This is a genomic window from Psychrobacillus sp. FSL H8-0510 (assembly GCF_038008345.1).
In the GTDB taxonomy this organism is placed as follows: domain Bacteria; phylum Bacillota; class Bacilli; order Bacillales_A; family Planococcaceae; genus Psychrobacillus; species Psychrobacillus psychrotolerans.
The window spans coordinates 1,659,150-1,671,857 of the sequence record NZ_JBBOYZ010000001.1; the positions used below are offsets into that span (position 1 = coordinate 1,659,150).

Consider the following 12,708-nt stretch of genomic DNA (forward strand, 5'->3'; position numbering starts at 1 on the left):
TTAAAGAATATCCAATCTTGCAACTAATGCTAATAAAACTTGTAACATAGCTTCGATATTAACTGACAGGTCCGTATCAGTAGTGACAATATTGACGTCTTTTGAATTGTCTACATAAATTTTCTGTTTGTTCGTTTGCTCATCGTTAAACTGTTGGAATAATTCTTGTGAAACAGTTTGACCTTGAATAGAATCGCCAATTGCTATACTAATAACTAGTGCTATAGCAAGCTGTAATCCAACTTGCAGTGAAACTGCTGCTTGTGTATCTGTGGTTTGAACGGTTACGTTACAAGAATCTTTTATCCATATTAATTCGTCAGACTCTTGTTCAACAGACGAAAACTGACCGCCGCCTTGGAAAACGGTTGTATCCTCGCTATTTTCAGTGGAATCCCAGCTGTTTTCTTCTTCCCCTTGCTCCCAACGATGATTATTGCATCGTTTACACTTTTTTGGTGGCTCTTCACATTCATACTTACAATGTGTGCATTTCCAATGACTCATTTTATAATCTCCTTTCTCTTTGTTAGCCAGATTGCAATATTAATTACAACCGGCTTTATATAACATATGAGCTTTTTAAAAAGAGACATAGTCTATTTGACTAGACTAATAAAACTATTTTAGCTAGGTGTTAGTAAAATAAATGCAAATAGTACAGTAGAGCAGCTTTATTGTATATAATAGAGAAGGCGAATCAGACCTGAGGAGATACAAAGATGAATTCTATTGAGCAATGTGAGAATTTAGTTAAAGAAGTGTACATGCACTTTGATGCAAGTCACGACTTTCAACATATAGAAAGAGTACGTAAAAATGCTTTTGATATTGCAGATAGTGAACCATCTGCAAATAGAGAGATAATTGAGTTAGCTGTATTACTCCATGACGTGAGTGATCCAAAATATTCAACAGAAGAAAAGCTTGAAGAAGAAAGAATTATAAAACAGCTGAACTTATCAGATGAAAAAATAGCTCATGTAAAAGAAGTGATCAAAGCAGTCTCCTTTAGTGGAGGTCATGAAGTAGAAGCGAAGACGATAGAAGCGAAAATAGTACGTGATGCGGATAGACTGGATGCTATAGGAGCAGTAGGTATCGCCCGCACATTTGCTTTTGGCGGTGCAAAAGGTAGACTACTATATGATGCATCTGAAACACCACGAGATAATATGTCCGTAGAGGAATATCGCACGAAGGAAACAGCCTCGGTAACACATTTTTATGAAAAACTATTAAAGCTATCTGAAGGAATGCAAACAAAAAAAGGAAAAGAGCTTGCAGTCGAGCGTCATGCCTTCATGGAACTATTTCTACAAAACTTACGTAAAGAAACAGGTGAACAACTATGAGTCATTTAATCATATCTAATTTAACAAAAACAGTTGGGGAAAAAACTCTATTCGAAAATATTGCCTTTACTATTAACAACCAAAATAGAGCGGGCTTAATAGGTATAAACGGTACAGGTAAATCTACTTTTCTTTCTATAATTGCTGGCGAATTAGAAGCGGATTCTATTGAACGAGATCATCCGAACAAATATCGTGTGGCATACTTAGAGCAACAGCCAACATTTGAAAAAGATGAAACAGTGATTCAAACTGTATTTGGTGGAGATTCTCCTATATTAAAGATTAACCGTGAATACGAGGAAGCTTTGTTGGCATTAATGGAGAACTCCGATTCGACGGAACTTCAAAATAAGTTGATGGACTTACAACAAAAAATGGATGATTATCAAGCATGGGATGTCAATTCATTGGCTAAAACTGCTCTAACAAAGTTAGGTATAACGCAGTTTGAAGAATCTATCCTGCATTTATCTGGAGGTCAACAAAAAAGAGTAGCACTAGCAAAAGTGTTAATCGAACCAGCGGACCTTTTACTATTGGACGAACCTACAAACCATTTAGACAAAGAGTCAACGGATTGGTTACAGGATATGTTACAAAGAGTAGAAGGCTCAATCATATTTGTAACACATGATCGATACTTTTTAGATACAGTGGCAACTCATATTTACGAGCTTGCAGACAAGACTTTATATACCCATACAGGAAATTATGCAGATTATTTAGAGTCAAAAGCATTACGAGAAGAAATGAACGCATCCTCTCAGCAGAAACTTCAAAATTTATATCGTAATGAATTAAAGTGGATTCGTAGAGGTGCAAAAGCTAGATCTACTAAGCAAAAGGCAAGAAAAGATCGCTTTGAAGAGATAGATGCAAGTTTAGACCGTGACAATTCATCACTCAATTTAGAATTGGAAATGGTTACAACTCGACTTGGAAAACAAGTGTTAGAAGGTAAAGATATATCTAAAAGATTCGACACTAAAAATATCGTAGAGGATTTCTCGTTCTTGTTACAAGCGGGCGATCGTATTGGTATAGTAGGTCCAAATGGTGTAGGGAAAAGTACACTTCTTAAAATGCTTGCCGGTGATATCCCTATGGATTCTGGCGAAATTATAAAAGGTTCAACAGTTAAGTTGATGCATTTTACGCAGCAGTTACCCGAACTGAATCCCCAAACAAGAATGATCGAATATGTTCGGGAATCATCTGATTTAATAGAAACTGGTTCTGGGGAAAAATTCTCTGCAGCGCAAATGTTGGAACGCTTCTTGTTCCCATTAAACACACATGGTACACAGATAGGGAAACTTTCAGGTGGAGAAAAGAAACGATTAGTACTTTTAAAAATGTTAATGGAGCAGCCGAATGTTCTATTCTTGGATGAGCCAACTAATGACTTAGATATCCAAACATTGTCTGTATTAGAAGACTTTATGGAATCTTTTCCAGGAGTTATTATTACGATTTCCCATGATCGTTTCTTCCTAGACCGCATTGCTAAAAAACTATGGCTATTAAATGGGGATGGAACTGTAACTGAGTGGTTAGGGGTATATTCTGATATGCTTGATGCTCCGAAAACAACTCCAAAGGAATCTTCGAAACAAATAGTAGAAGAGATTAAAGTGGAAATCCCGAAGGAAAAGAGAAAATTTTCCTACAAAGAACAAAGAGAATGGGAAACTATTAGTCAAGATATTGAGAAAACAGAACAGTTAATCGAGCAATTAGAAGGCAAAATGCAAGCTGCTGGCGCTGATTTTACTTTACTGCAAGATATAACAAACCAATTAGCTGATGCTAACGCCAAATATGAGAAACTTATTGAAAGATGGTCCTATTTGGAAGAAATAGCATCTTCTTAACTTTACTTAATGGAGGTATGTAAGCATGAAAATAGTAACGATTGAACCAACACCAAGTCCAAATACCATGAAAGTTGTGATTGATCAGGAATTACCTTTTGGTAAAAGTTATAACTATAAAAAAGACAATATAGCGGATGCACCAAAGGAAATTCAAGCTCTATTTACGATCGACGGTGTTAAAGGTGTTTATCATGTGGCGGATTTCCTTGCTATCGAACGGATTGCAAAGTTTGCATGGGAAACAATCTTAGCAAGCGTGGAAAATGTTTTCGGTGCTGCTAATGATGAAGTCAACGAGACAGTTACACCTTTAGAACATTACGGGGAAGTATACGTTCATGTGCAGCAGTATAAAGGAATTCCACTTCAGGTGAAGGTATTTGATAGTGAAACTGAATCGAGATATGGATTATCAGAACGCTTTATTAAGGCATTAGACGAAGCGATGGAAGGCGATAAAGAAAACTATATTTTGCTTCGTAAATGGGTAGATTATGGCGTTCGTTATGGCGATCAGAAAGAAATAGGCGAACAGTTAGTAAAAGAACTGGAAGCTAGTTTCCCGCAGAGCAAGCTAGGGCAGCTTATAGCAGATAAAGATCTTAACGAAGAAGATAAAAAACCAATTAGAGTACCATTTACATTAGCGCAATTCGAGGTTAGTGAATGGGAGCAACGTTTCCAATTACTAAATAACTTGATCAATCCAGAAATTGAGGACTTACCTATACTAGAGCGAGCAGTGCAGGATGAGCAAGTCTCTATTCGACGTTTAGCTACTGTTTATCTAGGATTGATAGAAGATGAAGCCGTTGTTCCCTATTTAGAAATGGCGCTAAAAGATAAGAGTTCAGCAGTTAGACGAACAGCTGGAGATGCGATGAGTGACTTAGGGTTCGAACAATTTGCTGATGCCATGAAGATTGCTCTCTTTGATAAAAACAAACTAGTTCGCTGGAGAGCAGCGATGTATTTCTATGAAGTCGGCGACACAGATTCACTTCCAGCTCTTAAGGAAGCAATGGACGACAAAGAATATGAGGTTAAACTCCAAGTTCTCATGGCTATTGCACGTATTGAGGGTGGAGAAGAAGCAAAAGGTTCTGTTTGGAAACAAATGAGTGAAGCAAGAAAATAGTATGTATTTTAAACGCAAGAAAGCTGTTCACTAAGATGAACTGCTCTCTTGCGTTTTTCTATAGGATAAAAATAATGTTCCGCTAGTAAATCATTAGCTAGAGCGAGTATTTAAATAATGAGGTCAGTAACTGGAATAAAACGTGAGATCTTGATAGTGAGTGCAGGTAAATGCCAGGGCTAGACACAAGTAAAGCTACTATTCTTATACCAGAAAGTAATCCAGAACAAATTGGTGAAATAATTTAGCTGCGGGGGAAAGATAGCGATCTTTCACTACGGCCATACCTATTACTCGTTCGTAGGAAGCGTCTTCAATTTTCAATTTAGTCATTTTATCCATTTCTTCTCCGTAAGGTAAAATGGAGTATCCCAGTCCAGCAGCTATAAATCCTGCTACAGTAGCAACTTCATCACCTTCAAAGGAAATAATAGGTTTTAACCCTTCATTCTCGAAAATTTCGTCTGTTGTTTTGCGCAGTGCATAGCCTTTTTTTAGTGCTATAAAGGATTCATTTGCTATTTCTTCTAACTGGATACTCTTTCGTGCTGCGAGGGGATGGTTTGTTTGCACTATAACAAATAATTCATCCCGCCAAAGTTCTGTCCATTCAATCGGATTTTCGTGTTCCATGGAAGCTAGCAAACATAAATCCAAACTGCCATGTTTTAGTTCTTTCAACTGTGTATGTGTATGATTCTGATGAAACTTAAACGTGATATGTGGATACTCCTTATGAAATGCCCGGATAATATTGGGAACTGTACTTGTTCCTAAAGTATGTAAAAATCCTAGTGAAACTTCTCCGTGTTCAGGATTAATAATATGTTGTATTTCCTCTAAACCTTGCTCCATTTCTTTCATAATATTATTGACCGTCATTAAAAACAGCTGACCGTATTTGTTTAATATAATAGAGCGACCTTGTCTATCAAATAAAGGGACACCAATCTCTTTCTCTAAGCTTGCAATAGATCTGCTTAATGCGGGTTGAGAAATAGAAAGGATTTCTGCTGCTTTCGTCATATGTTGAATCCTAGCTAGTGCCTGAAAATATTCCAATCGCTGCCATTCCATTTATATCATTCCTTTTCGTTCATTCATGCACAAAAGGTATCGTACTGATAAGAATAATAAATTATACATTATAAATAGTCAATGCTACTATTAGTTTAACGGACTAATAGTTTAATGAAATAAAGGGGATATTTAAGATGAAAGTTGTAGCACCTAAGGCCTTTACATTAGAAGGCGGTAAAAGAGCAGTATTATTGCTTCATGGATTTACAGGGAGTACGAAGGATGTAAAAAGATTAGGGCAATATTTACAAAAAAGAGGCTATACTTGTCATGCGCCCATGTACAGAGGACATGGACTAACCCCAGAAGAATTATTATTAACTAGTCCATCCGAGTGGTGGCAGGATGTAGTAGATGGCTATAATCATTTAAAAAACTTAGGCTATGAGGAAATTGCAGTAGCAGGGATCTCCCTTGGAGGAGTTTTTTCATTGAAAGTGGCTGAAGAGTTCCCCGTAAAAGCGGTAGTGTCTATGTGTGCTCCAATAAAAAGAAACAATACAGACGGATTGTTTGATCGGTTATATAACTATGCCAAAATTTATAAATCATTTGAAGGCAAACCAACAGAAGTAATAATAGACGAATTAGAGACATTAAAAAACACCAACACCGAATCGCTTCATGGAGTTCATGAAATAACTGAAACGACCTGTAATGGCTTACAACGTATAAATTCTCCTATTTTAGTAATGCAAGGATCATTAGATGATGAGATATACCAAAAAAGTGCTTCTTATATTCATGAAACAGTTGAAACAGATGATAAAGAAATTATTTGGTATAAAGAATCTGGTCATATTATTACTCTTGGAAAAGAGAAAGAAAAAGTTTGCGAGGATGTTTACGAGTTTCTCAATCATATCGATTGGATTGCTTCTTAATAAGTTCATGATGAAACCTTTTACTTTAGTGCATGCAATTTTGTGCTTACTATGTAAAAGGTTTTTTCTTGTTGTGATTGTAGTATGATATGTAGTAATCATGATTCAGGAGGAATAACGTTGAGAATTATTAAAGTACTATTTGGTATTATAATTTTTTTGGGCATTATTGTAGTAGGCGCATATTACTTTGGACCAAAGCTAGTTGCCGATCAAGTCATGGAGAAGATATCGCTAGAGTTACAGGATAGTGGAGAATTAGAAATGATAAAAAATGAAATTGAAAATGATCCAGAGCTTCAAGAATTTATAGCAGAAGGTAAGGATGTAGATAGTAGCAAACTACCATTTCAAACGAAAGAAGAGGCTACGAGAGCTTTGATAACAAAGTTTGGTATAAGTGAAATTCAAGAAATCCAATTAAAAGCTCAAAATGGGATGACAGTAGAAGAAAAACAGGAAATATTTAATAAGTTAGAAAGTAATCTGACGGAGGAAGAAATGCTTGCCTTAAAAGTATTGGCCTATAAGGAACTGTTCAAATGATTATATGGGGGGGAACATAATATGAATCTTAAACTGAAGGAAGTATTAGAAGCAGAGAAGACTATTTTGCAAAATCTTTACTCATTATATCTTCATGACCTTTCAAAATTTACTACACTTTTAGATATTGGAGAACAAGGGAACTTTGAGTATGAGGAAATTGATGATTTTTGGGAATTAGATGGACTTACCCCATATTTCATCCTTTTAGATAAAGATATTATTGGATTTATGCTACTACTGGAAAGACCATTCCTGAAAAAAGATTATGACTTCGGCATAAATGATCTATTTATATTAAATAAACACAAAGGCAAAGGTTTAGGCAGAAAAGCAATACAGGAACTATTCAAAGTTAAGAAAGGGAAGTACTTTGTCATTGAATTAATAGAAAATAGTCCCGCAGTTTCGTTTTGGAAAAACGTTTATAGCGACTTAAATATTCAGTATACAGAAAAACAAGATGTAGTGGATGATGAACAGTGCCTAATTCAGACATTTACTATTAAGTAGCAGGAATGAGCCGAAATAAGTTCATTTCAGGAGAAACTTGACATGCAATGAGAGGATAAACATATTTAGCTATAATTACCAGGTTACTATCTATGTGTGTCGGGTAATATAACAAGGAGATGCTGAAGATCTCCCTTCGTATTCTCAAACAATAGTTGAGCCCCACTGTTGAAGCGGTGGGGCTTTTTGTATTTCAGCAAGGAATTTTAATGAATCTCAGTAAAATAGACCTGTTAAGATCTATTTTCTAAATTCATTGTTCACATGCTCTCGAACGAGAAGTAGCTCGATTACATCTTGTGCGGAATAAGAATAAGAAGCGTGCTCAGGAACTAGTTCATTGTATTGTTTTACAATTTCATTGAGAGTTTGAACATAAAAATTATTTAAAGTTAGTTCATATTTTATCAACATATTCACCTACTTCTTTTTAGGAAGTATGTACCTATCAAATCAAATATATACAGGTGATTGGCTATTCGATGAGCCCAATCAAGCCTAAGTTAAAGGAGTCGATTAATCTGATCAGCTTCCACCAGTTTAATAAGTCAAGTTCACCTTCATAATGAAAATGAGCATAATATGCAATCTGACGAATGGTAATTTTAGAAAAATCTTTTTCCTTCCATCAGTAAGTCAATAAAATTATTTGTTTTTTTTGTTGCTCTCGTTGTATGCAGACATTCTTTTCTTCTTTCAAACCACACAACAATGTGTTCAATATTGTTTATTGCTTAAGAATAGCCGTAGATGTAAGATTTTAATAGAAATTACACACCATACTAGAGAGGAACGTGATCAATTTTGAAGAAAAAAATGATTATTTTATATATTGCTTTAGCAACACTTCTTATAATGATTGGTAAAAGTTTTATATTAAATGAAAGTGTCAAATATTATTTAGTTATTTTTATGTTCGTAGGCTTTGGACTTGCGCTATTACGTATTGGTGTAAACACTGCCATTAAAAAAATAAAAGGCAAGCATATCAGTATTAAGATCCTGTTTTTTGCGGTGCTTCTAGGTCTAGGTTTACCTTTTCAAAACTGGTTTCGAAAAAGTGTAATATTTGCGATGGATTCAGATTATATTTTGCCTTGTATTATTACAACTGCCGCAAGTGTTTTTTTCTTTACTATAATATTTGGCTTGCTTTTTCCAAAAGATCACAAAAATCATACCAAAAAATTAGAACAGTAATAGTCTCTCCCACCACTACATTTTGATCACCTATTTTACATTGCGTAACATAAAGCTAATTTGTAGTGGTGAATGAATATACTTCAGAGAAAGACTCAAAAATTACCTGCCTCCATAAAAGGAATTATCAAAAGAGATATAGGCGTTATCGTAATACTTTGAGTAAATCTTTTAGTTTTCATGAGGTAAAAATCTTACAAAATAATCTATTTCTTCTTTTGAAACACCAATTTCTATTAAACTTGCATTGGTGTTTTTTTCTTTGATAACAAGAGCAAATAGTATAGTGGGTCGATTAAATATGGATGGGTAAGGAAAGAGAATTACTTTTTCGTTAAATCTTTTATTCAAATCTCATATGAAAGGTGGTTTTCTATTTGAGTTATATAAAAGAATGGCTAACTTGAAGATTTGGAGTTTGTTTAACATGTTGCACAAAAATATTTTTGGTTGAACAAGGAAGTCACAAAAATCACAAAAAAGTCACAAAAATCCTGAAAGGTTATGCAAAACTACGAAAACAGGTTATTAGCTTATGCGTTAAAAATGTTGTTATAATAGGATATGTGAAACTAATTGAAAGAAGGCGAAATCATGAATGCATACGATGAGTATATGAAAGGTATTGTAGGACCAATGAGAAGTGAATTAACGGGGGCAGGATTTAAAGAGCTTACTACACCTGAGGATGTACAAGAGCATATGTCTACAGCAAGTGGAGTTTCTTTAATCGTGATCAATTCCGTGTGTGGTTGTGCTGCTGGACTCGCTAGACCTGCAGTTGTTCATGCATTAAATGAGTTAGAAGTTAAGCCTGAAAACTTAGTTACTGTATTTGCTGGACAGGATCAAGAGGCTACTGCAACAATGCGAGGTTATTTTGAGGAGGTACCACCAAGTTCACCTTCTATTGCTATTTGGAAAGATGATAAGTTAGCTTACTTCATTCCACGTGAACAAATTGAAAGTAACTCGATGGAGACTATTAAAGATCATTTATCTGGTGTCCTTTCACAAGTTGTTTCTTCATGAACACCGTAATTACGACAGCTGGAAGAACCAATGAAGCGTATATTTTAAAAGCAAAAGGGATTGCCAAAGAGTTAAATTTACCTTTTATTCACCGGCATAAGAAATCAGTTTCTACTATACAACAAGAGCAAAATGCTAATGTGCTTGTGGTGAACAAAGAGAGATTGGAACTGTATTCTTACGGTTTCACTTCTCCTTTTTTCTTTCACCCCAATTCTGCAGCTTTTCGATTGAAGAGACTCATGAATGGGGAGCATGATTCATTTTTGGAAGCAACGCGTATAGAGCGAGGTGACCACATTTTAGATATGACAGCTGGTCTGTGCTCCGATAGCATTATTGCTGCTTATGCGGTAGGTGATGAAGGGGTTGTGCATGCATGCGAGAAGGAACCCCTTATAGCATATGTGGTTGATGTAGGGCTAAAAAATTATGAATCGAATAATGACACATTAGAAACTAGTATGCGGAGAATACATATAATTCATCAAGATGCAGTGGAATATACAAAAACGGTGCCATCCAATTCCTTTGATGTTGTTTATATAGACCCAATGTTTGAAGAAGTAATTGAAGAGTCTTCCAATTTTCAAACATTAAGAGCAGCTGGTATTCACGATGCTTTAAACGTTGAGTGGATAGAAGAGGCTAAGAGAGTTGCAAGAAAGAGAGTTGTATTAAAAGCGCATTTCCGTTCTAGAGTGTTTGAACAATTCGGGTTTAAAAGAGAAATAAGATTATCCTCCAAGTTTCATTATGGAGTGATAAATTTATAATCTGGTCATATAAATAGAAAAGAGAGTCATGACGGTAGTCACGACTCTCGATATAACTTCCAATTAATCAGTAAAGCAAAGTGATGTTAAATATGCTAATAAAAATAAAAATCCGATACCAATAACTAATCCTAAATCCATCGTGATTTTCCTCCTTTGATAAAAAAAAGCTGTATGGAATGTTTACACATTTTATTGTACAATGAATAGTAAGAAGATGAAACCTTTAGTTCTTTAAAACGTTTAATAGAATGTAGAGTTTTACTAAAATTGCCCAATATAGAAGGTGAATAGGATGAAAAAGTGGTTCCAAAAGTCAATAATTATAACTGTTGCATTGCTAACATTTGGTCTAATATCTCCTAGTCATTTTATATGGGAGCAAATATTAGATACCAAGAGTCCTCCAAGGGCAATTTCTTCTGATGTAAGTGATTATGAACAAGTTACAATAACGGAAGAAGCTCCGACCTATGAACATATGGCAGTTGCTGCCAGAGAACAAGCATACATAAAGTTTGGTAATCGAATAGGACCAGTCATTCAAAATGAATTTGATGACGTTATTTTCCCTAAAATACAAGAGGTTATTGATATGACAATTGCAAAAGCTTCCAGTCAGGAAGTAACACGTTTGTCTATTTCTGAGAAACCATCTGGAGATTATCACGAAAAGATTTTCAATATTTATAATGAAACTACCAGAAAAGACTTGATCCGTTTTCATGTAAGAACGGACAAAAAACCATTAGAAGGATATTATTTCAATTTCCATTACCACGTGGCCGAAGATAAATATTCTAAACATTATGTGCTAGGTGACATATATTGGTCAAAAAACACACCACCAAAATGGTTATCCTAGAAAAGACAAAACACTCATGTGAAATATGAGTGTTTTTTTGTTTGGATAGTGTATATAGAAATATACCCCCTCATTCTTCGTATTCATCAAATGGATTAAGTAAATAATTCTGCCCATAATATTAGAAGCAGTTATTCCATCTTTCTGAAAAGTCCTCAATTCCTCAATCCTCATTCCGGTTAATATTAAATAAGGGTAAAACACAAGCGTACCTTCAGTTAAGCTTTCTTTCAACAGCTGATCAAATATTTCCTTTTGATTGTAGTGACGGCCTTGACTTTATGATTACCAATAGAAATTAGAATATACTTTTTATGACGCTCTGGAGGTACTTTCGGACAATCTCAAATGCAAAGAAGATAAGGTTCCCGTTTTTAAATTCCAGTCTACAAATGTGTAAGGAATGTAGAGAATCTAGTCCAAAGTTGAAGATAAAATTATACAATAAAGGAAGTTTTATTCTGGTTATTTAAAAATCTAATTTTATTTGTCTAATTTTTGGGGGGCAAAGGTATAAAAACTACCATGGAGTAAAAAGTAATCAAATCTCCGTAAAATATTAAGATTGGAATGATGAGGTGTCATGACAAAGAGATATAGTATTATAATCACTTTATTTTTAGTTGGAATAACTTTCTATCTTGGTTCTAATTTAAGGGCCTCAGCAGTTAAAGACCGATATCATTACGAAAATACTGGAGAGATAGTGTGGGAGATTAACACGAAAGAAAAGGTCGTGGCTCTTACATTTGACGACGGACCACATCCAAAATACACAGCAAAGATACTGGAAATTTTAGAAAAACATAATGCAAAGGCTACATTTTTTGTTGTTGGTGAACTAGCTGAAAAAAATCCGGATTTAATTTTACGCCAATACAACGAAGGTCATGAGATTGCAAATCATACGTATACTCATCATCCAAAAACAACGCTCTCTAAATTAGAATTAGAGTTAAAACAAACGGATGACTTAATTTTTAGTATAACGGGTTATCGTCCCGAGCTGTTCCGTCCAGTAGAAGGGCAATACACCGATCAAATGATTCAAAGTGTTGTAAAAAAAGGGTACCAAGTGGTGATGTGGTCTTGGCATCAAGATACCGAGGATTGGAAAAGTCCTGGAGTGCATCGTATAGAAAAAAAAGTATTAAATAATGTAGAGCCAGGGAATATCATTTTATTTCATGATGGTGGGGGAAATCGTAGTCAAACAGTTAAAGCTTTAGAAAAAATTATTGAGGAGCTCCAAAAACAAGATTATGTCTTTGTTACGGTGTCAGAACTCATAAAGATAAAAAATAAACCAGAAAAATAGGTTTTTAAGAAGCTGTACCTTTAATGTACTAACGGTAATACTAGAGTCTAGAATGTTTAATGCGCGACCTGCCCATCCGTCTAACTTTTCAACGAGCAATTATTTAATAGAACAAAAAAGG

14 protein-coding genes are annotated in these 12,708 nt (G+C 34.9%); 11 read left to right on the plus strand and 3 right to left on the minus strand.

Translation table 11 applies throughout. The annotated features are described in order from the left end of the window. Nucleotides 1-507, minus strand: coding sequence for a spore coat protein (locus tag MHI40_RS08100; RefSeq protein WP_093534444.1), 507 nt, complete (start codon nucleotides 505-507; stop codon nucleotides 1-3). A 215-nt stretch (nucleotides 508-722) separates the two neighbouring features. Here MHI40_RS08100 and MHI40_RS08105 point away from each other — a divergent pair, with 215 nt between their 5' ends. From MHI40_RS08105 to MHI40_RS08115, 3 genes are read left to right on the plus strand one after another with little or no spacing between them, the layout of a single operon-like run. Then, nucleotides 723-1,355: an HD domain-containing protein gene (locus MHI40_RS08105; protein ID WP_093534442.1), complete on the plus strand. Its 633-nt coding sequence runs from the start codon at nucleotides 723-725 to the stop codon at nucleotides 1,353-1,355. Next, nucleotides 1,352-3,232: an ABC-F family ATP-binding cassette domain-containing protein gene (locus tag MHI40_RS08110; RefSeq protein ID WP_340762205.1), complete on the plus strand. Its 1,881-nt coding sequence runs from the start codon at nucleotides 1,352-1,354 to the stop codon at nucleotides 3,230-3,232. The genes MHI40_RS08105 and MHI40_RS08110 overlap by 4 nt, the downstream gene beginning before the upstream one ends. 25 nt (nucleotides 3,233-3,257) lie before the next feature. Then, nucleotides 3,258-4,373: a virulence factor gene (locus MHI40_RS08115; protein ID WP_340762206.1), complete on the plus strand. Its 1,116-nt coding sequence runs from the start codon at nucleotides 3,258-3,260 to the stop codon at nucleotides 4,371-4,373. Between the two features lie 204 nt (nucleotides 4,374-4,577). Here MHI40_RS08115 and MHI40_RS08120 read toward each other — a convergent pair whose 3' ends face one another. Then, on the minus strand, nucleotides 4,578-5,450 hold the full coding sequence (locus tag MHI40_RS08120) for a LysR family transcriptional regulator (protein WP_340762207.1): 873 nt from the start codon (nucleotides 5,448-5,450) through the stop codon (nucleotides 4,578-4,580). A gap of 137 nt (nucleotides 5,451-5,587) precedes the next feature. Here MHI40_RS08120 and MHI40_RS08125 point away from each other — a divergent pair, with 137 nt between their 5' ends. The 3 genes from MHI40_RS08125 (at nucleotide 5,588) to MHI40_RS08135 (ending at nucleotide 7,396) form a co-directional block, all read left to right on the plus strand. Then, nucleotides 5,588-6,337 carry an alpha/beta hydrolase gene (locus MHI40_RS08125; protein WP_340762208.1) on the plus strand — a complete coding sequence of 250 codons (750 nt, stop codon included), beginning with the start codon at nucleotides 5,588-5,590 and terminating at the stop codon, nucleotides 6,335-6,337. A gap of 120 nt (nucleotides 6,338-6,457) precedes the next feature. After that, nucleotides 6,458-6,883 (plus strand): hypothetical protein, encoded by a 426-nt coding sequence (locus MHI40_RS08130; protein ID WP_340762209.1) that lies wholly within the window; start codon nucleotides 6,458-6,460, stop codon nucleotides 6,881-6,883. Nucleotides 6,884-6,904: 21 nt separating this feature from the next. Beyond that, nucleotides 6,905-7,396, plus strand: coding sequence for a GNAT family N-acetyltransferase (locus MHI40_RS08135; RefSeq protein ID WP_340762211.1), 492 nt, complete (start codon nucleotides 6,905-6,907; stop codon nucleotides 7,394-7,396). Nucleotides 7,397-7,636: 240 nt separating this feature from the next. On the opposite strand, the gene MHI40_RS08140 is transcribed toward MHI40_RS08135, so the two are convergent. Then, complete coding sequence (locus MHI40_RS08140) at nucleotides 7,637-7,810, minus strand: hypothetical protein (RefSeq protein ID WP_175496158.1); 174 nt, start codon at nucleotides 7,808-7,810, stop codon at nucleotides 7,637-7,639. Nucleotides 7,811-8,200: 390 nt separating this feature from the next. Here MHI40_RS08140 and MHI40_RS08145 point away from each other — a divergent pair, with 390 nt between their 5' ends. From MHI40_RS08145 to MHI40_RS08165, 5 genes are all read left to right on the plus strand, one after another. Next, nucleotides 8,201-8,596, plus strand: a complete 396-nt coding sequence (locus MHI40_RS08145; protein WP_340762214.1) for an MFS transporter permease — start codon at nucleotides 8,201-8,203, stop codon at nucleotides 8,594-8,596. A 594-nt stretch (nucleotides 8,597-9,190) separates the two neighbouring features. Beyond that, nucleotides 9,191-9,628, plus strand: coding sequence for a BrxA/BrxB family bacilliredoxin (locus tag MHI40_RS08150; protein ID WP_340762215.1), 438 nt, complete (start codon nucleotides 9,191-9,193; stop codon nucleotides 9,626-9,628). Further along, nucleotides 9,625-10,404, plus strand: a complete 780-nt coding sequence (locus MHI40_RS08155) for a class I SAM-dependent methyltransferase (RefSeq protein WP_340762217.1) — start codon at nucleotides 9,625-9,627, stop codon at nucleotides 10,402-10,404. The genes MHI40_RS08150 and MHI40_RS08155 overlap by 4 nt, the downstream gene beginning before the upstream one ends. Nucleotides 10,405-10,699: 295 nt before the next feature. Next, a complete protein-coding gene (locus MHI40_RS08160) occupies nucleotides 10,700-11,269 on the plus strand; it encodes a YpjP family protein (RefSeq protein WP_340762218.1) in 570 nt (189 codons plus the stop codon). A gap of 583 nt (nucleotides 11,270-11,852) precedes the next feature. Then, the gene (locus tag MHI40_RS08165) at nucleotides 11,853-12,587 is read left to right on the plus strand and encodes a polysaccharide deacetylase family protein (RefSeq protein ID WP_340762219.1); all 735 of its coding nucleotides are present in this window, start codon (nucleotides 11,853-11,855) and stop codon (nucleotides 12,585-12,587) included. Nucleotides 12,588-12,708 lie beyond the last annotated feature (121 nt).

Excerpts from the sequence above, each read along its gene's own strand:
- MHI40_RS08150 (WP_340762215.1), top strand. The coding sequence starts at position 9,191 with ATGAATGCATACGATGAGTATATGAAAGGTATTGTAGGACCAATGAGA.
- MHI40_RS08100 (WP_093534444.1), bottom strand. The coding sequence starts at position 507 with ATGAGTCATTGGAAATGCACACATTGTAAGTATGAATGTGAAGAGCCA.
- MHI40_RS08155 (WP_340762217.1), top strand. The coding sequence starts at position 9,625 with ATGAACACCGTAATTACGACAGCTGGAAGAACCAATGAAGCGTATATT.
- MHI40_RS08140 (WP_175496158.1), bottom strand. The coding sequence starts at position 7,810 with ATGTTGATAAAATATGAACTAACTTTAAATAATTTTTATGTTCAAACT.
- MHI40_RS08115 (WP_340762206.1), top strand. The coding sequence starts at position 3,258 with ATGAAAATAGTAACGATTGAACCAACACCAAGTCCAAATACCATGAAA.
- MHI40_RS08110 (WP_340762205.1), top strand. The coding sequence starts at position 1,352 with ATGAGTCATTTAATCATATCTAATTTAACAAAAACAGTTGGGGAAAAA.
- MHI40_RS08165 (WP_340762219.1), top strand. The coding sequence starts at position 11,853 with ATGACAAAGAGATATAGTATTATAATCACTTTATTTTTAGTTGGAATA.
- MHI40_RS08135 (WP_340762211.1), top strand. The coding sequence starts at position 6,905 with ATGAATCTTAAACTGAAGGAAGTATTAGAAGCAGAGAAGACTATTTTG.
- MHI40_RS08105 (WP_093534442.1), top strand. The coding sequence starts at position 723 with ATGAATTCTATTGAGCAATGTGAGAATTTAGTTAAAGAAGTGTACATG.
- MHI40_RS08120 (WP_340762207.1), bottom strand. The coding sequence starts at position 5,450 with ATGGAATGGCAGCGATTGGAATATTTTCAGGCACTAGCTAGGATTCAA.
- MHI40_RS08125 (WP_340762208.1), top strand. The coding sequence starts at position 5,588 with ATGAAAGTTGTAGCACCTAAGGCCTTTACATTAGAAGGCGGTAAAAGA.
- MHI40_RS08160 (WP_340762218.1), top strand. The coding sequence starts at position 10,700 with ATGAAAAAGTGGTTCCAAAAGTCAATAATTATAACTGTTGCATTGCTA.